General features: G+C 67.4%; 21 protein-coding genes. 13 read left to right on the forward strand and 8 right to left on the reverse strand.

Annotated features, from left to right (window positions below; genetic code table 11):
• Nucleotides 1-14 precede the first annotated feature (14 nt).
• The 6 genes from ACY34H_RS27345 to ACY34H_RS27370 all read left to right on the forward strand — a co-directional run bounded on the left by ACY34H_RS27345 (nucleotide 15) and on the right by ACY34H_RS27370 (nucleotide 6,241).
• Nucleotides 15-641 carry a superoxide dismutase gene (locus ACY34H_RS27345; protein ID WP_464980578.1) on the forward strand — a complete coding sequence of 209 codons (627 nt, stop codon included), beginning with the start codon at nucleotides 15-17 and terminating at the stop codon, nucleotides 639-641.
• A 349-nt stretch (nucleotides 642-990) separates the two neighbouring features.
• Nucleotides 991-1,722: a GntR family transcriptional regulator gene (locus ACY34H_RS27350; protein WP_464980579.1), complete on the forward strand. Its 732-nt coding sequence runs from the start codon at nucleotides 991-993 to the stop codon at nucleotides 1,720-1,722.
• Between the two features lie 50 nt (nucleotides 1,723-1,772).
• On the forward strand, nucleotides 1,773-2,807 hold the full coding sequence (locus ACY34H_RS27355) for an ABC transporter substrate-binding protein (RefSeq protein WP_464980580.1): 1,035 nt from the start codon (nucleotides 1,773-1,775) through the stop codon (nucleotides 2,805-2,807).
• Nucleotides 2,808-2,842: 35 nt separating this feature from the next.
• Nucleotides 2,843-3,628: an ABC transporter ATP-binding protein gene (locus ACY34H_RS27360; protein ID WP_464980628.1), complete on the forward strand. Its 786-nt coding sequence runs from the start codon at nucleotides 2,843-2,845 to the stop codon at nucleotides 3,626-3,628.
• A gap of 50 nt (nucleotides 3,629-3,678) precedes the next feature.
• Nucleotides 3,679-4,440: an ABC transporter permease gene (locus ACY34H_RS27365; RefSeq protein WP_464980581.1), complete on the forward strand. Its 762-nt coding sequence runs from the start codon at nucleotides 3,679-3,681 to the stop codon at nucleotides 4,438-4,440.
• Nucleotides 4,441-4,540: 100 nt separating this feature from the next.
• Nucleotides 4,541-6,241, forward strand: coding sequence for a glycoside hydrolase family 43 protein (locus ACY34H_RS27370; protein ID WP_464980582.1), 1,701 nt, complete (start codon nucleotides 4,541-4,543; stop codon nucleotides 6,239-6,241).
• Here ACY34H_RS27370 and ACY34H_RS27375 read toward each other — a convergent pair whose 3' ends face one another.
• The gene (locus ACY34H_RS27375) at nucleotides 6,242-9,343 is read right to left on the reverse strand and encodes a TonB-dependent receptor domain-containing protein (protein ID WP_464980583.1); all 3,102 of its coding nucleotides are present in this window, start codon (nucleotides 9,341-9,343) and stop codon (nucleotides 6,242-6,244) included.
• 92 nt (nucleotides 9,344-9,435) lie between these two features.
• On the opposite strand from ACY34H_RS27375, the gene ACY34H_RS27380 reads away from it, so the two are divergent.
• Nucleotides 9,436-9,615, forward strand: a complete 180-nt coding sequence (locus tag ACY34H_RS27380) for a hypothetical protein (protein WP_464980584.1) — start codon at nucleotides 9,436-9,438, stop codon at nucleotides 9,613-9,615.
• Between the two features lie 17 nt (nucleotides 9,616-9,632).
• Here ACY34H_RS27380 and ACY34H_RS27385 read toward each other — a convergent pair whose 3' ends face one another.
• The 5 genes from ACY34H_RS27385 to ACY34H_RS27405 are packed head-to-tail and all read right to left on the reverse strand — an operon-like array spanning nucleotide 9,633 to nucleotide 16,179.
• Complete coding sequence (locus tag ACY34H_RS27385) at nucleotides 9,633-12,062, reverse strand: DNA internalization-related competence protein ComEC/Rec2 (RefSeq protein WP_464980585.1); 2,430 nt, start codon at nucleotides 12,060-12,062, stop codon at nucleotides 9,633-9,635.
• Between the two features lie 51 nt (nucleotides 12,063-12,113).
• Nucleotides 12,114-12,917 carry a TatD family hydrolase gene (locus ACY34H_RS27390; RefSeq protein ID WP_464980586.1) on the reverse strand — a complete coding sequence of 268 codons (804 nt, stop codon included), beginning with the start codon at nucleotides 12,915-12,917 and terminating at the stop codon, nucleotides 12,114-12,116.
• Between the two features lie 3 nt (nucleotides 12,918-12,920).
• Entirely contained in the window at nucleotides 12,921-13,610 is a 690-nt protein-coding gene (gene lolD / locus ACY34H_RS27395) for a lipoprotein-releasing ABC transporter ATP-binding protein LolD (RefSeq protein WP_464980587.1), read from the reverse strand.
• Nucleotides 13,603-14,871, reverse strand: a complete 1,269-nt coding sequence (locus tag ACY34H_RS27400) for a lipoprotein-releasing ABC transporter permease subunit (RefSeq protein ID WP_464980588.1) — start codon at nucleotides 14,869-14,871, stop codon at nucleotides 13,603-13,605. The genes lolD and ACY34H_RS27400 overlap by 8 nt, the downstream gene beginning before the upstream one ends.
• Nucleotides 14,872-14,916: 45 nt before the next feature.
• The gene (locus tag ACY34H_RS27405; protein WP_464980589.1) at nucleotides 14,917-16,179 is read right to left on the reverse strand and encodes a lipoprotein-releasing ABC transporter permease subunit; all 1,263 of its coding nucleotides are present in this window, start codon (nucleotides 16,177-16,179) and stop codon (nucleotides 14,917-14,919) included.
• Nucleotides 16,180-16,311: 132 nt separating this feature from the next.
• Between ACY34H_RS27405 and ACY34H_RS27410 the strand changes: the two genes are divergently transcribed.
• From ACY34H_RS27410 to ACY34H_RS27435, 6 genes are all read left to right on the forward strand, one after another.
• Nucleotides 16,312-17,337 carry a hypothetical protein gene (locus ACY34H_RS27410; RefSeq protein WP_464980590.1) on the forward strand — a complete coding sequence of 342 codons (1,026 nt, stop codon included), beginning with the start codon at nucleotides 16,312-16,314 and terminating at the stop codon, nucleotides 17,335-17,337.
• A 9-nt stretch (nucleotides 17,338-17,346) separates the two neighbouring features.
• A complete protein-coding gene (recJ, locus tag ACY34H_RS27415) occupies nucleotides 17,347-19,041 on the forward strand; it encodes a single-stranded-DNA-specific exonuclease RecJ (protein ID WP_464980591.1) in 1,695 nt (564 codons plus the stop codon).
• A 157-nt stretch (nucleotides 19,042-19,198) separates the two neighbouring features.
• A complete protein-coding gene (locus ACY34H_RS27420) occupies nucleotides 19,199-19,660 on the forward strand; it encodes a DUF2384 domain-containing protein (RefSeq protein WP_464980592.1) in 462 nt (153 codons plus the stop codon).
• Nucleotides 19,661-19,705: 45 nt separating this feature from the next.
• Complete coding sequence (locus ACY34H_RS27425; RefSeq protein WP_464980593.1) at nucleotides 19,706-20,431, forward strand: RES family NAD+ phosphorylase; 726 nt, start codon at nucleotides 19,706-19,708, stop codon at nucleotides 20,429-20,431.
• A 5-nt stretch (nucleotides 20,432-20,436) separates the two neighbouring features.
• Nucleotides 20,437-20,754 (forward strand): DUF2288 domain-containing protein, encoded by a 318-nt coding sequence (locus ACY34H_RS27430; RefSeq protein ID WP_464980594.1) that lies wholly within the window; start codon nucleotides 20,437-20,439, stop codon nucleotides 20,752-20,754.
• Between the two features lie 16 nt (nucleotides 20,755-20,770).
• Nucleotides 20,771-21,604 (forward strand): DUF817 domain-containing protein, encoded by an 834-nt coding sequence (locus ACY34H_RS27435; protein ID WP_464980595.1) that lies wholly within the window; start codon nucleotides 20,771-20,773, stop codon nucleotides 21,602-21,604.
• Between the two features lie 35 nt (nucleotides 21,605-21,639).
• Here the strand turns inward: ACY34H_RS27435 and ACY34H_RS27440 are convergent, their stop codons facing one another.
• Both ACY34H_RS27440 and ACY34H_RS27445 read right to left on the reverse strand, forming a co-directional pair.
• Nucleotides 21,640-22,140: a tetratricopeptide repeat protein gene (locus ACY34H_RS27440; RefSeq protein WP_464980596.1), complete on the reverse strand. Its 501-nt coding sequence runs from the start codon at nucleotides 22,138-22,140 to the stop codon at nucleotides 21,640-21,642.
• Nucleotides 22,137-24,146: a bifunctional 2',3'-cyclic-nucleotide 2'-phosphodiesterase/3'-nucleotidase gene (locus tag ACY34H_RS27445; RefSeq protein WP_464980597.1), complete on the reverse strand. Its 2,010-nt coding sequence runs from the start codon at nucleotides 24,144-24,146 to the stop codon at nucleotides 22,137-22,139. Before ACY34H_RS27445 ends, ACY34H_RS27440 begins: the two co-directional genes overlap by 4 nt.
• Nucleotides 24,147-24,167: the final 21 nt, after the last annotated feature.

Here is a 24,167-nt window from a genome sequence, read left to right on the forward strand (position 1 = left end):
CAGGAGAAACGCCAATGCCATACACCCTACCCCCATTGCCCTACGCCTACGATGCGCTCGAACCGCATTTCGATGCGCGCACGATGGAAATCCACCATACCAAACACCACCAGACCTATATCACCAACCTGAACAACGCCCTGGGCGAGGCCGGTGTGGAAGCGGTGACGGTGGAAGAGCTGATCAGGTCGATCGACAAGCTGCCCGCCCAGATCCAGACGGCCGTGCGCAACAACGGCGGCGGGCACGCCAACCACGCACTGTTCTGGACCGTGCTGACACCGTCGGGCGGCGCGCCATCCGGCAAGCTCGCCCAGGCGATCGACGCGGACCTCGGCGGCTTCGACAAATTCCGCGAAGCGTTCACGAAAGCGGCACAGACCCGCTTCGGCAGCGGCTGGGCATGGCTGACGGTGGATGCCAACGGCAAGCTGCTGGTCGAAAGCAGCGCCAACCAGGACAGCCCGCTGATGGGACAGTTCGCCGGACTGTCGGGCGGCACGCCGATCCTCGGCCTCGACGTCTGGGAACACGCTTACTACTTGAACTACCAGAACCGGCGCCCCGACTACATTGCCGCATTCTTCAACATCATCGACTGGGATGAAGTGGCGCGCCGCTACGAGGCCGCCCTGAAGTAATCCCGCCGCACTTTCGCCATACCCTTCCTCACCCGGACCAAGTCAGCCGACTGCCAGCCCGTTCCGGTTTTTTAGTCTCCTCCGAATTCTCCCCGCAGCTCCCGCGCTTGCCCTCGCGCATCCCTTCGGTGCACGCCACGCCTGCTATTGGGGCATTTGTTTGCATCGGATTGTCGACAATCCCGATCCCGACGCTCGCGCCACACCCGCGCGCCGCCCCGTGGCAAAAAACCCGAAATCGCGCCGCCATGCGGCTTCCCGTACACAAACCGGACCCGGATTGTCGACATTTTGCACTTTGGCACGGCCCTTGCTAAGGAATAGCTGAGCCAACCAGACATCCGCAACCATGCACGCTGCACCACTCTCCGCACCAGAATCGCCATCCGCCACGCCGGCTTCGCGCGATCCGGCCGCCACCGCGCCGGAAGACCGCATGTACCTCGACGTGTACGACGCGATCATGTCGCACCGCCTGCATGCCGGCACCAAGTTGACCGAGCAGGGCCTCGGCGAGATCTACGGGCTGGCGCGCCACCACGTGCGGCGCGTGCTGGCCAGGCTGGCGGCGGACGGGCTGGTCGACCTGGAGCGCAACCGCGGCGCCCGCATCGCCAGCCCCGGCGCGCGCGAAGCCGAAGACATGTTCGAGCTGCGCCATGTGCTGGAGGCGAAGGTGATGGACAAGCTCGCCGGCCGGCTTACCGAAGCGGACGGCCGGGCGCTGCGCGAACTGATCGCCCGCGAACGCGATGCCTGGATGCGCGGCGACCGTCCGCTGTGGATCCGCCTGTCGGCCGACTTCCACATCGAACTGGCCAAGCTGGCCGGCAATGCGCTGCTGGTCGACGCGCTGCGCCGGCTGGTATCGCGCACCACCCTGCTCATCTCCAACCAGGACACCGCCGGCCGGCAACCCTGCTCGTTCGACGAGCACGCGGCCGTGGTCGACGCTCTGGAACACGAGGACAGCGCCGGTGCCCAGGCGCAGATGGCGCGGCACCTGGGCCAGTGCGCCTGCCGCCTGCTCACCCGCGCCCCGGCGCGCTTCGACCTGCGCAGCGCGCTGGGCAAGGCATGACCCATTTCACGGCGGCCCCCGGGCCGTTTTCACCACAGAGAGGAATCCCCATGCGTTCAACTTCCCGTTTTTCCCGCCTTGCCGCCGCCGTTGCACTGAGCGTGCTGGCCCTGCCGGCGCTGGCCCAGGACACGAAAATCAAGTTCCAGCTGGACTGGCGCTTCGAAGGGCCGTCGGCGCTGTTCCTGGTCGCCAAGAGCAAGGGCTACTTCGCGCAGGAAAAGCTGGACGTGACGATCGATGCCGGCAGCGGTTCCGGCAACGCCGTCAACCGCGTTGCCTCGGGCGCCTACGACATGGGCTTCGCGGACCTGGCCGCGCTGATGGAGTTCACCGCCAACAACCCGACCGCGCCGGGCAAGCCAATCGGCGTGATGATGGTCTATAACGACACGCCGGCCGCCGTGCTGGCCCTGAAAAAATCCGGAATCAAGTCGCCCGCCGACCTGAAGGGAAAGAAGCTGGGCGCGCCGGTCTTCGATGCCGGCCGCCGCGCCTGGCCGCTGCTGGCCAAGGGCAACGGGCTCGATCCGGCCGCCGTCGCGTGGACCAGCATGGAGCCGGCCCTGCGCGAAACCATGCTGGTGCGCGGCGACGTGGATGCCATCACCGGCTTCACGTTCACCTCGCTGCTGAACCTGAACGCGCGCGGCGTGAAGGACCAAGACGTGGTCGTGCTGCCCTACCCGCAATACGGCGTGCGGCTGTACGGCAATGCCATCATCGCCTCCGATGCACTCGCCAGACAGAAGCCGGAAGCCGTGAAAGGGTTCCTGCGCGCGTTCGCCAAGGCGGCGCGCGACGTGATGGCCAATCCGGAAGCGGCCATCAAGAGCGTCAAGGAACGCGATGGGCTGATCGACGAGAAACTCGAACTGCGCCGCCTGAAGCTGGCCATCGCCACCGCGATCGCCACGCCGAACGCGAAGGCCGAGGGCTTCGGCCAGGTTTCCGCGCCACGCCTGTCGCTGATGGCGTCGCAGGTCTCCGACGTGTACAACACGAAGACCCGCGTCGATCCGAAAGCGGTGTGGGTGTCGACCTTCCTGCCGTCCGCCGCCGAACTGAATGTGTTCCCGAAATGAACGCCGTCGCCGATACCCCCGTCAAGGACGGCTTCATGGCCGAGACCTTCGTCGACTTCCGCGAAGTCTACCTGGCCTATGACAATTCGGACGAATGCGCGGTGGAAGACATCACCCTGCAGACGCGTCCGGGCGAGTTCATCGCCATCGTCGGCCCGTCGGGCTGCGGCAAGTCGACGTTCATGAAGCTGGCCACCGGCCTGAAGGCGCCCACGCGCGGCACGGTCCATATCGGCGGCCAGCCGGTGACGGGGCCGCTGAAATTCGTCGGCATGGCGTTCCAGGCGCCGACGCTGCTGCCGTGGCGCACCACGCTGGACAACGTGCTGCTGCCGCTGGAAATCGTCGAGCCCTATCGCCGCACCTTCCGCAAGGACCGCGACAAGCATGTCGCACGCGCGCTGGCGCTGCTGAAGACGGTCGGCCTGGACGGCTACGCCGACAAGTATCCATGGCAGCTTTCCGGCGGCATGCAGCAGCGCGCGTCGATCTGCCGGGCGCTGATCCACGAACCCAAGATGCTGTTGCTGGACGAGCCGTTCGGCGCGCTCGACGCTTTTACGCGCGAGGAACTGTGGTGCGTGCTGCGCGACCTGTGGACCGAGCGCCGCTTCAACGTCATCCTCGTGACGCACGACCTGCGCGAAGCGGCCTTCCTTGCCGACACGGTCTACGTGATGAGCAAGCGGCCGGGCCGCATCGTCGCGCGGCGCGAAAACCCGCTGCCGCGGCCGCGCGACATCGACATCACCTATACCGAGCCGTTCAGCGCGCTCGTGCACGAGCTGCGCGAGCATATCGGGCGCGTGCGCAGCACATGAGCAGCACATAAGAAGCACATGAGAAGCAATATCAGGAATCCAGGACCACCATGAACACCAAAGCCATCAAGACCTTCGCGCCGTGGGCGCTGCTTGCCGCCATCCTGCTGCTGTGGCAGGCCGCCTGCAGCGTCTTCGACGTGTCCGAATTCATCTTCCCGAGCCCGTTCGCGATCGGCGCGGCGCTGGTCGAGTACGCGGGGCCGATCGCCGGCCACGCCTGGCAGACCTTCTGGGTAACGATGGCCGGCTTCGCCATTGCCGTCGCCGTCGGCGTGTCGTTCGGCGTGCTGATCGGATCGTCGCCGCTGATGTACGCTGCCGCCTATCCGCTGATGACCGCCTTCAACGCGCTGCCGAAAGCGGCCTTCGTGCCGATCCTGGTGGTGTGGTTCGGCATCGGCGCCGGTCCGGCGATCCTGACGGCGTTCCTGATCTCGTTCTTCCCGATCATGGTCAACATCGCCACCGGCCTGGCCACGCTGGAACCGGAACTGGAAGACGTATTACGCGTGCTCGGCGCGCGCCGCCTGGACGTGCTGCTGAAGGTGGGCCTGCCGCGCTCGATGCCGTATTTCTTTGCATCGCTGAAGGTGGCCATCACGCTGGCCTTCGTCGGCTCCACGGTGTCGGAAATGAATGCCGCCAACGAGGGCATCGGCTACCTGCTGGTATCGGCCGGCTCGTCGATGCAGATGCCGCTGGCGTTCGCCGGCCTCGGCGTGATCGGCGCCATGGCGATGGCGATGTATGAGCTGTTTGCCGTCGTCGAGCGGCGTTCCACGGCCTGGGCGCACCGCGGCGCGCGCTGAGAGGCTGGTGGAACGCTCAGCAGCTTGATTGTTTCCGTATTGACAGCGCCGGCCGGGCGGCATCTACTGGCCGGCGAAGTCCACACAATACGGAGACAATATGAGCTTCAGGAAACGCGCGCGCCGCACCCTTGCCGGCCTGCTGGGCGGATGCTGCGCGGCGCTGCCCGCCATGGCGGCCATCGCCACTACCGGCGCCGTGGCTGCTACGGCCACCACAGCCACTACAGCCACTACGGCTGACAACGCGGCGCCCCAACGCTACGCCAACCCCATCATCCATGCCGACTATTCCGACCCGGACGTGATCCGCGTCGGCGACGATTACTGGCTCGTCGCGTCCAGCTTCCACTTCTCGCCCGGTCTGCCGGTGCTGCAGTCGAAGGACCTGGTGCACTGGAAGATCGCCGGCCACGTGCTGCCGAAGCTCAATTTTCATCCGTCCTACGACATGGTGCCGCCCTACACGCTGACGGACGCCATCTCGAAACCGGTGGGCCCCGGCATGCGCTACGCCGGTGGCGTGTGGGCGCCGGCCATCCGCCACCACGACGGCCGTTTCTACGTCTACTGGGCCACGCCGGACGAAGGCATCTTCATGAGCACCGCCAGCCACCCGGCCGGGCCGTGGTCGGCGCCGGTCACGGTGCTGGCCGGCGCCGGCTACGAGGATCCATGCCCGTTCTGGGACGACGACGGCAAGGCCTGGCTGGTGCATTCGAAGGTCGGCGCCGGGCCGATCATCCTGCACGCGATGACGCCGGACGGCGCACGGCTGCTCGACGCGGGCACGACGATCATCGAGGACAAGGTCAACCTGCCGGTGCTGGAAGGACCGAAAGTCTACAAGCGCGACGGCTGGTACTACATCTTCGCGCCCATCGGCGGCGTCGGCACCGGGCCGCAGGCCGTGCTGCGGGCGCGCACGATCCAGGGGCCGTACGAACACCGCACGGTACTCCATCCGGGCAACGGGCTGAAGGGCCCGCACCAGGGCGGCTACGTGGAAACGCCGTCCGGCGAAGGCTGGTTCATCCACTTCAACAGCACCGGCGCCTTCGGCCGTATCGCCCACCTGCAGCCGGTGACGTGGAAGGATGGCTGGCCGGCGATGGGACAAAACGGCCTGCCGGTGCCCGGCCATGCGATGCCGAAGACCAACGCGCGTTCCGCGGATTACCGCCTGCAGGATTCGGACGAATTCGCCGCCAGGGAGCTGGGCCTGCAATGGTCGTGGAACCACAATCCCGACCCGGCGCGCTGGAGCCTCGCGCAGCGCCCGGGCTTCTTGCGCATCGAAGCCAACCAGGCCAGGCACCTGGTCGGCGCGCGCAATACGCTGACCCAGATCCTGCAGGGGCCGGCCGCCGACATCACCACCCGCATCGAGCTGCAGGGAATGGCCGAAGGCCAGCGTGCCGGCCTCTCGCTGTTCGGCGTCAAGGTGCCGTGGGTCGGCGTGGTGCGCGAAGGCGGCGTCAACTACCTCACCTATGCGAACGCAGGCGTGGAGACGCGCGGCGCCAGGATCGCGGGCGATTCGGTCATCCTGCGCGCGAGCGTACGCAACGACCAGACCGTGCAGTTTTCCCATGCGCCGCGCGAAGGGGCGGCGTTCGCGGACGTCGGGCCCGTCACGGAACTGGCGAAATTCTCCTGGTGGAAGGGCAGCCGGCCGGCGGTATTCACCTATATCCGCGCCGACAGCGACGAGGCCAGGACGGTTTCGCCCCCGAACCAGATCCAGATCCAGCGCAACTACATCGACGTGGACTGGTTCAGGGTGAAGGTGGAGCGGTAGCTACAGCCGCACGTTCAGGGTGGCGAAGAACGTGCGACCGAGCGGATCGTAGGTGGCCGACACCGAATTGTTCGACGGCAGCTGGGTGGAGCCCAGCACCGGCGGATCGCGGTCGGTGACGTTTCGAACGCCGGCGGTCAGGTTCACCGTCTTGCTGAACTCATACCCGGCGGTCAGGTCGAGGTAGGTATACGATCCGATGCGCGGATTGGTCAGCGACTCATACGCCGGCGGCGCGACGCCGCGGCGCTGCGGGATCAGGTAAGCGTCGGTCGTCACGCTGCCGCTGTAGCGGGCCCGCGCCGACAGCATCAGCTTGCCGCTGTTCATCGTGACCCGCGCGGTGCCCTTCCACTTCGACACCGGCTGGCCGCAGGTACCACCCCAGGTGCCCACGCACTCGTTGGTCACGTCGGGGATGTCCTGGATCGGCGTGAAGGTCAGTTCGTCCACGTAGGTCCAGTTGGTGTCCAGGTTCCAGCGCGTGCCGGAGCCGAACAGGCCCCAGCCGGTATTGAAACCGTAGTTCGCCGCCAGGTCCACCCCGCGAGTCTCGATGCCGCCGATGTTGGCGGCCGTTGTCATCACGTAGGTGGGCGCGGCGATCTGGCCGGTGACGGGATCGCGGTTGATGGCCCGGCAATACACGCTGTCCGCGCTCTGGATCGTCAGGTAGCACAGGTCCAGCACCGACTGGATGCCGCCGCCGCCCAAGGTCGAGATGGCGTTGTCCAGCGTGATCTTGTAGTAGTCGAGGCTCAGTTGCAGCCCCCGCACTGCGGTGGGCGCGAAGACGGCGCCGATGGTGGTGGTGTGCGAGGTTTCCGCAGTGAGGTCTGGATTGCCGCCGAGGATCTGCGTGAGGAACTGGGTCGGCTGGACGGATGCATCGAACACCAGCCCGCCCGGCACGCCGGTGGCTTCGCACAGCGCCCGCACGGCCGGGGTCTGCTGCCCGGCCGGCGCGCGGCTGGAACACGGGTCGATGGCGGTGGGGCCGTTGCGGCCCTGGCCGCCGAACAGCTCGCCCACGTTCGGCGCACGGATCGATTTCTGCTTCTGCACGCGGAAGGTCAGGCTGTCCATCGGCGCCCACTCCGTGCCGATCGAATTGGTCCACACCTTGCCGACCGACTCCACGTCATAGTCGGAACGGCGGAACGCACCGCTCACGCTCAGGCTCTTTGCAAAGGGGCGGTTCATCAGCAGCGGCACGCGCGCCTCGCCGTAGAATTCCTTGACCGTCGCCTCGCCCTCGGTGGGCCGCGCCGCGTTCCAGCCCGACACGTCGCCCGACGACAGGAAGGCGTCCGGCGTGTACTTGCTGTACGAATGGCGGCGTTCGAAACCGGCGGAAAAGTCCACCGGGCCGGACGGCAATTCGGCCAGCTTGCCCGTGATGTTGCCGGCAACGACCTGCTGCTCGGCCACGATGTCCGAATTCGACGAGATCAGGATCGCCTCGCGCGCCGCGGCGCTGAGGTTCTGCCCGAACGGATTGAGGACCGGCGCCGCGCCGTTCTGCGCCAGCAGCGCGTTCTGGAAGCGGCTCAGCGAGATCGAACCGGCCTGGTACTGCGATTCGGTAGTGCGGGCGTGGGTGTAGTAGAGATCGTATTTCAGGTCGGCCAGGTAGTTCTCCGACACGGCGGGCAGCTCGCCCTTCAGCCCCAGGGCGATGCGGAATACCGAGTGATCCGTTTCGGCCAGGCGTGTGCCGAGGTCGGACAGGCGGCGGTTCAGGTTGACGAGCGCCAGGCCGTCGCCGGCCACCGTCGTCAGTGTCTGCGAGCCGTTGGTGGCGCGCAGCGTGCCCGATTCGCGCAGGTCGAGCTGGCGCATCACTTCCTGCATCTGCGTGCTCAGGTAGGGATTGTTCGCGTTGACGAGGAAGTTGCCGCTGGCGCTGGTGGGCCCGATCTGCACCTTGGCGATGTTGCTGCTGTAGTGCATCTCCAGGTAGCCTCTGGCCCGCTCGTTGAAATCGTAATGGGCAAACGCATTGCCCATCCAGCGCTTCTGCGGCGTGACGACATACGACAGAGGACCGAGATCGTAGCCATCGTCGGGCGCGACGTACGGCCGCACCGCCCTGCCGGTTTCGTCGAAGATCGCGCCCAGCGTACCCATGCCCTGCAGGCCGGCGTCCCGCAAGGCCGCATCCAGCGCCGGGTTCGATCCCGCCGAACCGATCACCGGCAGGTTGCCGATGCGGCCATTGGGCACCGTGGACGAGCCGCTGTAGATCAGGCCCGGCCGGCCGCCGGCCGTCAGGCAGGTCTGCCCGCCGGGCACCGCGAGCGGCGTGCCCGGGCGGGTCGCCGACCACGAGGCGGCTGTCACGCAGCCGTCGCCCATCGATGGCAGCGAATAGCCACCCAGCTCGCCACGCGTCATGCCTTCTCGGTTCATGTAGTTCAGCGACAGCACCGCGTTGCCGCGATTGTTGGCGAAGTTGCCGCCCACCGTCAGGTCGACGCTGTTGGTCGGCGTGCCGGTCGGCTCGTCCCGGGTGTGCTGGGCGTTGATCTCGACACCCTGGAAGTTGTCGCGCAGGATGAAGTTGACGACGCCGGAAATGGCGTCGGAACCGTAGACGGCAGACGAGCCGCCGGTCACCGTCTCGATGCGCCGCACCAGCGCAGCGGGGATCGCATTGATGTCGGTGGTGAAATCCGGGCCGGTGATCGCGAACCGGCGGCCGTTCACCAGCACCAGGTTGCGGGTCGGGCCCAGGTTGCGCAGGTTCAGCGTGGCCGTGCCGGACGGCTGGCCGGCCTGCATCGTATTGGCCGTCGGGCTGCTCAACTGGCTGGCCGCGAATTGCGGCGTATCGGTCAGCAGGGTTTCCAGGTTCTGCGTGCCGGTCACCTTCAGTTCCTGCGCATCGAGCACGGTGACCGGCGTGGGCGCGAGGAAGCCGCGGTTCACCAGGCGGGTGCCGGTGATGACGACGGTGGTTTCCTCCGGCGCGCTGTTGGCTGCTTCCTGTGCCACTTCCTGCGCCCCCGCCGTGCCGCCAAGGCAGGTCGCGATCAACGCCGCGGAGATGGATCGTTGTTGCCGGGTTTTGTTCTTCTTGCTGCGCTGCTGGTGTCGCATTTGTCGCCCCCAATCGAAAATAAGTATTCACCCATCCGATGTTCCGGCAGTTCTCGCGTGCGGCCTTGCAGCCGTGAACGTGAAGCGATGGTATGGATCATCCGATCGGGGCGTCAATCGGTCAGCCGCTCAAGGACATGATTAATGTGGCCGTGCTCAGCGAGGTGCGCGAAGGGGGTGCTTGCGTGCTGCAATTCGCCGTTGCGGTCAGGCGGGATGAGCGCTGGAAGCAGCGGATTGATCGATGTACGCGCGATCGATCATGCACCTGACTGCGTCCGTGTATCCGTCAGTGGTGCCAGTAGCGCGGACGCGACAGCCGGTAACCCTCCACGCGCAGCGGCGCGCCCAGGTCGATGCGGATGGCGCCGACGGCATCGGTGCGCATGAGCGTGACGTCGCGCTGCTCATAGCGCTCGACGACTTCGCGCTTCGGATGGCGGTAGCGGTTACGGTAGCCGACCTGGAACACGGCCAGTGACGGCTGCACCGCATCGAGGAAGGCTTCGGTCGACGACGTGCCGCTGCCGTGGTGCGGCACAAGCAGCACGTCCGAGCGCAACATGCCGGCCGAGCGGGCCAGCAACTCCGCTTCCTGGCGCGCCTCGATATCGCCGGCCAGCAGCACGGCCTTGCCGCCGGCGACGATGCGCAGCGTGCAGCTGCGGCCATTGGTCTTCAGCGACGCGTCGGCATAGCTGCCGGCGGTCGGATGCAGCATCTCGAAGCGCACGCCGTCCCACTCCCAGCGCTGGCCGGCGACGCAATGCCGGTGCTGGCGCGACAGCAGCGCTACCGGATGCGCGAGCGGCAGCGACGACAGCGTCCACCCGGCGCGGATCTCGCGCAGCACGGCCAGCGCGCCGCCGGCATGGTCGGCATCGCCGTGGCTGACGACGATGCCGTCGAGCTTCACGATGCCGCGCGCCCGCAGGTACGGCACGATCACGCGGCTGCCCGCGTTCGCCTCGCCGCCATACGACGGCCCGGTGTCGTACAGCAGCCGGTGCCCGGCCGTCTCGACCAGCACCGCCATGCCCTGCCCCACGTCGAATGCCAGGATGCGCGCGGTGCCGGGCGCCGGCGCCTCCGGCTGCGCCGCCAGCAGCGGAAGCCACGTGAACGCGCCCAGCCAGCGCACCGGCCAGCCGCGCGGCGCCAGCAGCCACACGGTGCCGGCCAGCGCGAACCCGAACAGCCACCAAGGCGGCACCGGCGCATGCCACACCGCCATCGGCGCGGCACTGAGCCACTCCAGCGCCACGGCCAGCCAGCGCATCAGCGCATGCGCCAGCACCAGCAGCGGCGTCGCCAGCGGTTCCGGCAGCATGCCGCCGGCCAGCGCCAGCGGCGTGACGAGCAGGCTGACGGCGGGGATGGCGATCGCGTTGGCGAGCGGACTGATGACGGACACCTGCGCGAACAGCAGCATCGTCAGCGGCACCAGCCCGAGGGTGACGGCGTACTGGGTGGTCATCGCAGCCCGCAGTCCCATTGCAGCGCGCTGGCGGCGCGTCAGCGGCGTCGCGCCGCGCGCATCCGGGTCGATGGCAGCCGCGTTGCCAGGATTCTTCCTGGCCACGGTGCGGCCGGCCGATGCGTACAGGATGACGGCTACCGCGCCGAACGACAGCCAGAAACCGGGCCACATCACTGCCCACGGATCGAGTAGCACGACCAGTCCGGCGGCCAGCGCCAGCACGTGCGACACGCAGGCCATGCGGCCGGCCCACACGGCCAGCGCCACCACGCACAGCATGTACAGCGTGCGCTGCGCGGGAACGCCGGAGCCGGCCAGCAGCACATACGATAGCGCGGCGACGATGCCGGCCAGCGCGCCGACCTTCTGGGCCGGCAGTCGCAGCGGCAACTGCGCGTGGCGCACGAAGAACGAGCGGCGCCACAGCGCCGCGGCGGCCCAGGCCACGAGGCCGGCGATCATCGTGATGTGCAGCCCCGAGATCGATACCAGGTGGCCGACGCCGGTGCGCGTAAACAGCTGCCAGTCGTCCTGGTCGATGCCGCGCTGGTCGCCGACCACCAGCGCGACGATGACTTCCGCATATTCCCTTCCCTCCAGCGCGACCCGGATCTTCTCGCGCAGGCCGTGGCGCAGCCGTTCGACGGCATTGCGCGGCGACACAACGAAAGCGTCCAGCCGGTCGTGCGGCCCTTCGGTGCGCACGTAGCCGGTGGCGCGTATGCCCTGTTCGAGCAGCCACAGTTCGTAGTCGAATCCGTGCGGATTGGCATTGCCGTGCGGCCGCTGCAACCGTACCTTCATGCGCCAGCGCTCGCCCGGCCGCAATTCCGGCACCGGCTCCGCATTGCCGCGGAACCCGGCATACCAGGATAGTGCGATGCGCGGCGGCACGGCGATGCCTTCCGACTTTTCGACGGCAAGAAAGAAGCGGGTGAACTGGGCGGTGCGGTTCGGCAGGTTGTCGATGGTGCCGGTGACGATGACGTCGCGGCCTTCGTCGGCCTTGGCCAGCTGCGGTGCCAGTGCCTGCGCGGCCAGCAGCGCGGCCCAGTAAAAGCCGATCAAGGCACCGCATACAATGCCGGCGGCAAGCCGCAGCCGGCCACTCGCCCCCCACGCGACGAACACGGCCAGCGCCAGCAGCGCTGCCAGCACATAAGCCGGATGGGAAGGAAGGACGTCCCGGGTCTGCAGCAAGGCCGCACCGCCGACGAAGCCGAGAATCGCACTGCGCATGCCACCTCCCGACGATCGTGAAAGCCGCGGCGCGCGCGGCGCACCGGGAGGCTACCGGCCCGTGAGGGCGTGCAGCCGAGGCATTACCTTATGCGCGTTCGCCGTCGTGGCGTCTTGAAGTTCGTCAAGCCCGATGCCGCGCAGCTGCGCCAGCACGTCGGCAATGCCGGGAATCTGGTCCGGCGTGTTGACGCCGGGGTGCAGCCATTGTGGCGCGATGTCCGGCGCATCCGTTTCCATCACGATCGCCGACAGCGGCAACTGCTCCGCCAGCCTGCGGATCTGCAAGGCGCGCGTAAAAGTCAGGTTGCCGCCGAAGCCCAGCCTGAAGCCGATGTCGAGGTAGCCCTGCGCCTGCTGGAAGCTGCCGTTGAACGCATGGGCGATGCCGCCGGCCGGGGGAATCTGCCGTACATGCTTGAGCACCTGGTCCTGCGACTTGCGCACGTGGGTCAGCACCGGCAGGCTGAACTCGCGGGCAATTTTCAGTTGTTCCCGGAAGAACAGCACCTGCTTGTCGCGCATCTCCGGCGTGCACAGCTGGGGCAGGAAAAAATCCAGCCCGACTTCGCCGATGGCGACGAAGTTCGGGTCATCGAGCGCGGTGCGCACGGTCTCGCGCATCGCCACGAGATCGTCCTCGGTGGCGTTCGGCACGCAGATCGGGTGGATGCCGATCGCATACGACGCATTGCCGGCCGCCGCACCCAGCGCGCGCACGGCTTCCCAGTTGCCTCGGTCGATCGCCGGGATGACGATCATGCCGACGCCCTTGTCCAGCGCGCGGGCGGCCACGCCCAGCGAATCTCCGCCGAATTCGCGCGCGTCGAGGTGGCAGTGCGTGTCGATCCACATGGCCTACTCCTGGCGCAGGCCTTCGTCCGTCAGCCGCAGCACGCGGTCGCAGCAACGCGCCAGCTCGGGATCGTGGGTGACGATGACGAAGGCCGTGCCCAGCGTGCGCGACAGCTCCAGCATCAGGTCGAAGATCGACTCCGCCGTCGTGTGATCGAGGTTGCCGGTGGGTTCGTCGGCCAGCACGCAGGCCGGCTGCGTGACCAGGGCGCGGGCCAGCGCCACGCGCTGCCGCTCGCCGCCGGACAGTTCGCCCGGCACGTGCGTCACCCGCTTCGCCAGGTTGACGCGGGCCAGCATGGCCTGCGCCGCTTCCTCGGCCTGGGCGCGCTTCATCCGGCGGATCATCAGCGGCATGGCCACGTTGTCGAGCGCCGAGAATTCCGGCAGCAGGTGGTGGAACTGGTAGACGAAACCCAGCGCCGCGTTGCGCAGGTCGCCCCGCGCCGCTTCGGACAGCGTGGCGAAATCCTTGCCCTGCAAGGTCACGTTGCCGGTGGTCGGCGTATCGAGGCCGCCCAGCAGGTGCAGCAGGGTCGACTTGCCGGAACCGGAGGCGCCGATGATGGCGACGCGCTCGCCGCGGTGCACCTCGAAATCGATATGCTTCAGCACCGGCACGGAATAGCTGCCCTGCGTGAAGGTCTTGCCCAGGTTGCGGCATGAAAGCACCGCCTCGTCCATATTATTCATAGCGCAAGGCCTCCGCCGGTTTCACGCGCGATGCCCAGCGGCTCGGGTAGATGGTGGCCAGGAAGGCCAGCAGCACGGAGATCACGCCGATCTTCGTCACGTCCGGCCAACGCATGTCGGACGGCACCGTGGTGATGTAATAGATATCTTTCGACAAGAACTGCACTCCCAGGAGGTTTTCGATAAACGGTACGATCACATCGATGTTCTGCGCCACCAGCACGCCGCCGCCCACGCCAAGCGCGGTGCCGAGCAGGCCGACCAGCGCGCCCTGGATCACGAAGATCTGCATGATCGAGCGGGGCGATGCGCCCAAGGTGCGCAGGATGGCGATGTCCGGCTGCTTGTCGGTCACCGTCATCACCAGCGTCGACACCAGGTTGAACGCGGCCACCGCGACGATCAGCGTGAGGATGATGAACATCATGCGCTTTTCCGTCTGTACGGCGGCGAACCAGTTGGCGTTCAGTTTCGACCAGTCGCGCACTTCCAGGCTGGCCGGCATGATCTTCTTCAGCTCCTCAGCCACCTGCGGCGCGCGGTGCATGTCCGCCAGCCGCAGGCGCAGGCCGGCCGGTGCCGCCATGCGCAGCATGCGCTGGGCGTCTTCCAGGTGGATGAAGGCCATGCCGGCATCGAACTCCTGGTGCTGCGCCGAGAAGATGCCGACCACGGTGAACGAGCGCATGCGCGGCACCAGGCCGGCCGGCGTGACGGTGCCCTGCGGCAGGACCATGGTCACCTTCTCGCCGATGCCGGCATTCAGCGCGCGGGCCAGGTCGATGCCCAGCACGATATTGAACTCGCCGGGCCGCAGCGCCGTGAAGCTGCCCATCCTGATGTGCTTCGCCACGTCGGACACGGCCGCTTCCTGCTCGGGCAGCACGCCGCGCACCATGGCCGGCCGCAGCGCCTCGCCGCCGTGCATCAGGCCCGCCTGGGTTTCCGAGAACGGCGCGGCGCCCTTCACTTCCGGGTGGCGCAGCGCTTTCTGTGCTTCCTGGCGCCAGTCCGGCATGCCGCCGGCCTTGTCGAACACTTCCACGTGGGCCAGCACCGACAGCATGCGGTCCGTCACGTCCTTCTGGAAGCCGTTCATCACGGAGAGGATGATGATCAGCGCGCCGACGCCGAGCGCGATGCCCGCCGTCGAGATCAGCGAGATGAACGATATGAAGCGGTTGCGCCCGCCGCGCTTGCCCGCGCGGGTGTAGCGCAGGCCGACCTGCCATTCATAGGGGAGATTTTTCAGGAAGCTCATCGCTCGCCCTCCAGCGCGGGAGCCGGCACGTGCCACGACGCGAATTTACTCATAGCGCAGCGCCTCCGCAGGCTTGACCCGCGCCGCCCACCAGCTGGGGTACAGCGTGGCCACGAATGCCAGGCCCACGGCCGTGCCGCCGATCGCGGCCACGTCGCTCCAGCGCAGGTCGGACGGTACGGCACTGATGAAATAGATATCCTTCGACAGGAACTTCATGCCCAGCACCGTTTCGATGGCGGGCACGATGACGCCCACGTTCATCGCGATCAGCACGCCGCCGGCCACGCCCAGCGCGGTACCCACCACGCCCACCAGCGCGCCCTGCACCATGAATACCTTCATGATCGAGCGGGGCGACGCGCCCAGCGTGCGCAGGATGGCGATATCGGCCTGCTTGTCGGTCACCGTCATCACCAGCGTCGCCACCAGGTTGAACGCGGCCACCGCGATGATCAGCGTGAGGATGATGAACATCATCCGCTTCTGGGTCTGCACGGCGGCAAACCAGTTGGCGTTCAGCTTCGACCAGTCGCGCACCAGCAGGTCGCCCGGCATCGACTGCTTCAGCTGGAAGGCCACCTCGGGGGCCTGGTCCATGTCCGCGATCTTCAGGCGCAGGCCGTACGGGCCGGCCAGGTTGAGCAGTTGCTGGCCGTCGGCCAGGTGCACGTAGGCCAGCGAGGAATCGAATTCGTTGTGGCCGGCCTCGAAGATGCCGACCACCTTGAACGTGCGCATGGCCGGTGCGCCGCCCGCCATGCCGCCTTCGGACAGCGCCATCGCCACCTTGTTGCCGACCTTCGCCTCCAGCGCCCTGGCCAGCTCGATGCCCAGCACGATGCCCTTCTCGCCTGCCTTCAGGCCGGCCAGGCTGCCCTGCGTCACCTGGCGCGGGATGTCGGATACCTTGCCCTCTTCTTCCGGCAGGATGCCGCGCACGATCGCCGGGCGCAGCACGTCGCCGCCGTGCGCCAGCAGCGCCTGCAGTTCCACGAACGGCGCCGCGCCCTTCACTTCGGGATTGGCGAAGGCGGCGCGCGCGGTGGCGTGCCAGTCCGTCATCGGGCCGCCCATCTGGTAGACCTCGATATGCCCCAGCACCGACAGCATGCGTGCCGTGACTTCCTTCTGGAAGCCGTTGTAGACCGACAGGACGATGATCAGCGCGGCGACGCCCAGCCCGATTCCCGCCATCGAGATCGCGGAAATGAAGGAAATGAAGCTGTTGCGGCCGCTGCGCCGGCCGGCGCGCGTGTAGCGCAGCCCAACCTGCCATTCGAACGGCATCTTGTGCATGAAACTCATGGAGAAGGATGGCTCCTGGTGCAAAGTGCGCAGTTTGCCATATAAACAGCATTGCCGGGCTTACTGCTGAGCAGGAGGCCGGCAATGGCGCCGCGGCGGGGCGGCGGGCGCGCCGATCTTCTATAATGGCGCATGGCTTCCACGACCCTTGTTTTACCTTTCGGCCTGCCGCCGGCCGAAATGGCGCCGGACCTCGTCCGCGCCCTGCAGGCCCCGGCGCTGGCGACTTTACTCTCCCGACATTCCTCGCATACCGTGCACGCGTTCGATGCCGACACGCGGCTGCTGCCGCACGAGGCCTGGCTGGCGCACGCGCTGGGACTGGCCGCCGACCCCGCCGCGCAGCCGGCCGCGCCGTTCGCCCCCGCAGTCATGCGCGGCTTCGGCCTGGCGCCGGATGCGGGCCACTGGTTCCTGTTCCATCCCGTGCACCTGGTGATCGGCACGCACCTGATGATGCCGGACCTGCGCGGCCTGCGCATCGGCGGCGACGAGTCGCGCGCGCTGTTCGATGCCGCGCTGCCGCTGTTCGAGGAACTGGGCAAGACGCTGGTCTACGGCGACGCTCATACGTGGTTCCTGCGCGCCGACGACTGGGCGGACCTGGCGACGGCGTCGCCGGATGCCGCCACCGGCGACAACCTGCACCCATGGCTGCCGGCCGGCACCGCGGCGCGCGATTTCCGCCGGCTGCTGAACGAGGTGCAGATGCTGTGGCACGCCCACCCCGTCAACGTGGCGCGCCGGCAGCCGGTCAACTCGTTCTGGCTGTGGGCCGGCGGGCCGGCCTCGCAGCCGCGGCCCGAAGCGGCTCTGGCAAGCAGTGCCGCTCCCGCCTGGCTGAACGCGCTGGCCACGCCGGAACTGCGCGATGCGACCTGTGTCCAATGGCTGGCAACGAAGGAGCACGAACGCACGGCCGTGCTGGGCCACCTGGTCGGCGCCGGCCTGGCCGAGGACTGGTCCGGCTGGCTGGAATCGATGAAGCAGCTGGAAGACCAGTGGTTCGCGCCGCTGCTGGGCGCGCTGCGCTCGGGGCAAGTCTCCAGCGTGCGCCTCGTGCTCGGCAATCGCGGCGCCTGGACCGACAGCACCACGACGAAACTGGCGCTGAACAAGTTCTGGCGCGCCGAAAACTTCAAGAATCTGCTTACCTGAATCGACTACATGACCCGTATTGCCCACCGCCCCTGCCCTTTCCGCGAATCGGAAATGCTGCGCCAGGGAGGCATCCACCCCGTGCTGGCACGCCTGTTCGCCGCCCGCGGGCTGACCGATCCGAAGGACCTGTCTTCCGAACTGTCGGCACTGATCCTGCCCTCCGGCCTGCTGCACATCGATGCCGCCGCCGTGTTCCTGGCCGATGCGATCGCCGCGAACAAGCGCATGGTGATCGTGGCCGACTACGATTGCGATGGCGCCACCGCCTGCGCCGTTGCGCTGCGCGGCCTGCGCGCGATGGGCGCAAATGTCGACTTCATCGTACCGAACCGCTTCGAATACGGCTACGGCCTCACACCTGAAATCGTTGCGCTGACCGCGCGCGAGAAAGCGCCGGACATCATCCTCACCGTCGACAACGGCATTGCCAGCATCGATGGCGTGGAGGAGGCGAAGCGGCGCGGCATCGAAGTGGTGGTCACCGACCATCACCTGCCGGGCGACCGGTTGCCCGATGCGCGCGTGATCGTCAACCCGAACCAGCCGGCCTGCGGCTTCCCGTCGAAGAACCTGGCGGGGGTCGGCGTCGTGTTCTACGTGCTGCTCGCCCTGCGGGCCGAACTGCGCCGGCGCGGCGTGTTCGATGCGCAAACCCAGCCGAAACTCGATTCGCTGCTGGACCTGGTGGCGCTGGGCACCGTCGCCGACGTGGTGAAACTGGACACCAACAACCGCATCCTGGTGGCGCAGGGGTTGAAGCGGATGCGCGCCGGCCGCATGCATGCCGGCGTGGCCGCGCTGTTCCGCGTGGCCGGGCGCCAGGCGCGCTGCGCCACGCCGTTCGACCTGGGCTTTGCGCTGGGGCCGCGGCTGAACGCGGCGGGCCGGCTGCAGGACATGTCGCTCGGCATCGAATGCCTGATCACCGACGACGAGGGCCGCGCCTGGGCGCTGGCCCAGCAGCTCAACGAAATCAACCTGAAGCGCCGCGAGATCGAGGCCGAGATGCAGGATACGGCGCTGCTGCACCTGGACGATTTCCAGCCCTCGCAAAGCTCGACGATCTGCGTGTTCGACGATTCCTGGCACCAGGGCGTGATCGGCATCGTGGCCTCGCGCCTGAAGGAAAAATTCTACCGGCCCACGATCACGTTCGCGCCGGCCGGCGACGGCTGGATCAAGGGCTCCGGCCGTTCGATCGCCGGCTTCCACCTGCGCGACGCGCTCGACCTGGTGTCGAAGCGCGCGCCCAGCCTGATCGACAAGTTCGGCGGCCATGCGATGGCGGCCGGCCTGTCGATCCGCGCCGATGCTTTCGACGCGTTTTCAGCGGCTTTCGAGGCGGTCGGCCAGGCCTGGCTCACCGAACAGCAACTGGAACGGGTCATCGAAACGGATGGGCCTCTGGAAGATGCCTATTTCACCACGCAGTTCATCGAACTGATGGACGGCATCGTGTGGGGCCAGGGTTTCGCGCCGCCCGTGTTCTGCGACGAATTCCGCGTGGTCAGCCAGCGCATCCTGAAGGAACGCCACCTGAAGCTGCTGCTGGAGCGCAATGGCGCACGCTACGATGCGATCTGGTTCGGCCGCACGGACGCGCTGGGCGACCGCGCGCGCGTCGCCTTCCGGCTCGATGCCAACGAATACAACGGCACCACGCGGGTGCAATTGATGGTCGAGCACGCCGAACCGGCGTAGGGAACCGGCATGCCGGAGGAGCGCGGCAGCCGGACATGCCGTGGCGGTGCAGGCGCCGCGCACACCCTTGGCGGCGTGTGGCGGCACAGGTGACAACGGTGCGGCACTTGCAGCAAGTCCGAAAACGGAGTATAAAACCTCCAGATACGGAGGTTTTATGCATTCTTCCCCTGCCCAATCCCTGGCTTTCCCTTATGTCTACCCGAAGTCGCGCTACGAGCCGGCGCCGCCCGTCGACCTGAACAGCCGCGAAGCACGGGAACGGCTCTCCCGTTCCGCCCTGAAGGGCTTTTTCAAGCTTGCCGAAGCCTGGAACCTGCGCGAGGACGAAGCCCGCGAACTGCTGGGCGGCCCCTCGGGCAGCACGTTCTACGAATGGAAACGCAATCCCGACCGCGTGCTCGAAGTTGACCGCATCACCCGTATCTCCTACCTGCTGGGCATCTACAAATCCCTGCACATCCTCTACGGCGCAAAACTCGCCGACGAATGGATAAAATTACCCAATAGCAATACCATCTTCCGGGGCAGCAGCCCGCTGGCGTACATGCTGGCCGGCGCCATGCCGGCGATGCAGACCGTGCGCAAGCTGGTCGATGCGCGCCGGGGAGGCCTGTAATTGCCGCCTTCGCCGCCGCCCCCGGCATCGAATGTGCCATCGAATGTGCCATCTCATTCAGCGGCGGGCACGCCGGTCCTGCCCGTGCCGCCGCTGCGGCAGTTGCGCCAGTTCGACACATGCCGGCTGATACCGTCCCGCTTCGCTGACCTCGAAGATTCGGTGCTGGCGCCGCTGGCCGACAGCGACGCCGAACTGGCCGACCTGTTCGAGCTCGATAACGCCACCAACGCGCGCCTGCTCGCCGAACACGGCGGCGCACCCGGCATCGGCATCGACGAGCTGCTGTCGCACGTGCCGAATTTTCGCATCGTCAACGCCGCGTACACCTACCCACGCCCCGAAGGCAGCCGGTTCAACGATGGCGAACGGGGTGCCTGGTACTGCGCGTTCGAGCCCGAGACGGCGCTGGCCGAAGTCATTTTCCACAAGACCGTCGAGTATGCCGAAATCGGCCGCTTCGACGACAGCGTCACCTACCAGGCCATGCTGGCCGATTTCACGGCCCAGTTCCACGACATCCGCGGCCTGCCGGAATTCGCCGCCTGCCTGGCGCCGGACAGCTATGAAACGTCGCAGTTGCTGGCCGAGCGGCTGCTGGTCGCCGGCTCGACCGGCATCATCTACCCCAGCGTGCGGCGCGCGGGCGGCACCAATCTCGCCTGCTTCCGGCCGGCGCTGGTCGGCAACGTTCGCAAAGGACTGGTCTATCGGTTAACATGGGAAGGCAAGCCGACACCCACCGTCGAACCCGATCCCAGTAGAAATTGACCGACATGCAATTGAATCCCGATAAAGATACCGAACTGCGCCAGAAAGTGAACCGCGAAACGGGCCGCCTGCCATGGAGCGAACTGATGCGCCACTTCGCCTCCGGCAACGTGGTGTGGATCGCGGACGAGATGGACCTGGTCGAAGTGGCCGTCCGCATCGCCCACGACGACAAGGCCAGCGTGGGCCAGTGGATGGCCGCCGGCCAGATCGCCAAGGTATCGGACCAGCAGGCCCAGGCCTGGCTGGAAGCGGATGCCTCGCTGTGGGCGTGCGTGGTCAGCCCGTTCATCCTCGTCCAGCAGCAGAAGAAAACCCACTGAGCGGGCGGGCGCGACGATGCTGGCTCCGCTCGACGCCCACCTGACCGACGCCCGCCCCCGCCACCTGCGGCCGGCCCAGCGGCCGCTCGTCGAACTGCTGTACTTCGGCATCAAGGAGGCGCGCGCCTGCCTGTTCGCCGGCCTGTTCTTCCTGGCGATGTTCGTGGTGCCGCGCACCGGCCTGCTGGGCATTCCCCGCTACGACGTGCTGCTGGCCGTGGCCCTGGCGATCCAGGCCTGGATGCTGGCGACCCGGCTGGAGACATGGGACGAAGTCAAGGCCATCGGCCTGTTCCACGTGGTCGGCTTCGCGCTGGAAGTCTTCAAGACGCAGATCGGCTCGTGGAGCTACCCGGATTTCGGCCACACCAAGCTGTTCGGCGTGCCGCTGTTCTCGGGCTTCATGTATGCGGCCATCGGCAGCTACATCATCCAGGCCTGGCGTCTGCTCGACCTGCGCATCCGCCACCATCCGCCGCACCCGATGGCCGCCGCGATCGCAATCCTGATCTACGTGAATTTCTACACCCACCACTATATCGGCGACTACCGCTGGTACCTGGCGGCGTGCGCGCTCGGCCTGTATGCGCGCACCACCGTGATCTTCCGTCCGCTGGACCGCGACCGGCAGATGCCGCTGCTGCTGGGCTTCGTGCTGACCGGCTTCTTCATCTGGGTCGCCGAGAACCTCGGCACGCTGGTGGGCGTGTGGCGCTACCCGGACCAGCTGGGCGCCTGGTCAGTCGTGCACGTCAGCAAATGGAGCGCCTGGTCGCTGCTGGTGATCATGACGTTTACCATCGTGGCGAACCTGAAGCATGTGAAGGCGCGGGTGCATGTGCCGGAGTGAGGCCGCGGCAGCAGGCACGCTGGATGCGGTGGCTGTCAGTCGCTGGCCACGGGAGCGCCGGGCAGGTGCTTCAAGGCGTGCGCCGACTCCTTGAGCAGCGCGTTCGCGCGATCGCCGGCTCCGGCTTCGTACGCCATCTGCGCGAGCTGTTGCAGCGCCGCCGGATGGCCCAGCGCAGCGGCCCGCTCCAGCCAGGCGCGCCCGGCGGCGCGATCGATGCTGCCGCCCTCGCCTTCGACGCGCATGTTACCGAGCACGAACATCGCTTCCGGCACGCCACCGCGCGCGGCCTGTTCCAGCCAGATGGCGGCCGCCGCGCTGTCGGCAGCGGTGCCCTTGCCGTTGCGAACCATCAGCCCGGCAAGCCATGCGGCCCTGGCATCGCCGGCCCGTGCCCCGGCGGCGAGATCGGCCAGCGCGGGCGCCCAGCCCGACGCTGGCCCGTTCATTGCCGCGCGCGCGGCGTCCAGGTCCGCTGCGCCGGCAGGCATGGTGAACGACACCAGCAGCGCGACCGCCATGCTGGCCTTCCTCATCGCGCCAAGTCGATCGTGTACAGCGCGTAGCCCTTGCCGCCGCCATCGTCGGCACGCAGCTCGCGCACGTTCGCCAGCCCGGCTTCGCGCGCCAGCGCCTCCTTGCCGGGCGCGGAGCGGAACACCACCGGGCCGGCTGTCGCCACCGGCGCGAAGCGCCAGCTGCGGCTGCTGCCATGGAGGGCGCGGGTCAGCTGGCCCTGCTTGCGGATGTACGCGATCAGCACGTCGCGGTTGTTGTCCGGCGCGGCCACCACCGTGCTGCTGCCGTCGAGGCCGGGAAACGCGCCGCCGCCGCTGGCGCGGTAGTTGTTTGTCGCGACCAGGAATTCCTGTGCGGGCACGACCGCCGCGCCGCGGAATTGCAGGTTCTTCACGCGCTGGCCGGGTGGCTGCGTGACGTCGATCTCGTAGCGCAGCTCGGCGCTGGACGGCACGTCGAAGTTATAGCCGGGGAAGCCGGTATTGACCAGTTCCTGCGGTTCGCCGCGGCGCGGGTCGATCGTGTTGAAGCGCCCGGCCGCCTTCTCCAGCCATGCGTGCAGCCCGGCGCCGGTCACCTTCACGCCGTACAGCGCGTTCGGGTACAGGTACAGGTCGGCCGCGTTGTTCAGCGCGATGCCACCGGCCGGCACGTCCGTGTAATCGGTCACGCCGGCCGATCCGCTCTTGAACGGCGACGACACCGACAGCACCGGCAAATGCGCCAGCTGCGGCAGGTTGGCCTGCACGTAGTCGCGCAGGTAGGCAGCCTGTGCCTGGTTGACCACCTGGATGGCGCTGACGTCGCCCGCGTCGGCGAAATACGTGGACATGCGGAAGTCGGTCTTGCCGACCGGGGTTTTCACATAGCGGATGGTGGCGGCGTGTTCCGCTTCGACCAGCGGTGCGATGGCGGGGTCGGCGGCCACCGCGTCGCGGCCGGCGGCGATCGGCCGCGCCTCGACCGTGGTGCGCGCCTTGTCGATCACCCAGGCCTTGCCGTTCCAGGCCAGCGACAGGCCGATCACGCCCAGGTGATTGCCCCACAGGCCGGCCATCACGGTCGGCACGCCGTGCACCAGGCCCCTGGCCTTGTCCACGCCGGGCAGGTCGAACTGCGGCACGCTGCTGGCCGCGTTCGGGAACACCTGGTGCGAATGGCCGATCAGCATAACGTCGATGCCCGGCACGCGCGCCAGGTGCCAGCTGCCGTTCTCCATCGACGGCGAATACGGCGCGGCATCGAGGCCGCCGTGGGAAATCGCCACCACGATGTCGGCCCCCTGCGCCCGCATCTCGGGAATGTAGCGCAGAGCGGTTTCACGCACGCCTTCGGCCACCACCTTGCCCTCGAGCCAGCGCTTGTCCCACGTGAGAATGGTGGGGGGCGTGAAACCGATGATGCCGACACGGAGCGTGGCAGGCACCTGGCGCCCGTCCGGCGCGGTGGCCGTGATGCGCTTGTCGATGATCGCGTAAGGCTTGAACAGCGGCTGGTGCGATTTCACGCTGACCACGTTGGCCAATACCTGCGGGAATGCCGGGCCGGCGCAGCGCCTGCCCTCCTCCACCCCTTCGACATCGAACCGGCTGCCCGTTACCTGGTTCAGGTAAGCGAGGCCGTAGTTGAAATCGTGGTTGCCGATCCCCGTGCCGTCGTATCCGAGCGCATTGAACGCCTTGTAGATCGCCAGCGTGGCATCGCAATCGAGCGGCTGCACCAACGCCTGGTAGTCCGACAGCGCGGTGCCCTGGATCGTGTCGCCGTTATCGAGCAGCACGTTGTTCGGGAACTGCGCCCTGGCCTGCGCGATCAGCGTGGCCGTGCGTTCCAGCCCGATCGACGGCTCGGGTGCCAGCTTGTAGTAGTCGTAGCTGACGACATTGGCGTGCAGGTCCGTCGTTTCAAGAATGGCAACGGTGGCCTGGCTGCCGGCGGGCACGCCGCCCGGCATCGTGGCGCAGCCAGCCAGCAGCAGCGGCAGGCAAAGCAGTAAGTGGCGGTTCGGTGCGGGATGTTTCATCAGTGAACGAATGGTGAAAGA

This window comes from Pseudoduganella sp. jia 9 (genome assembly GCF_055502615.1).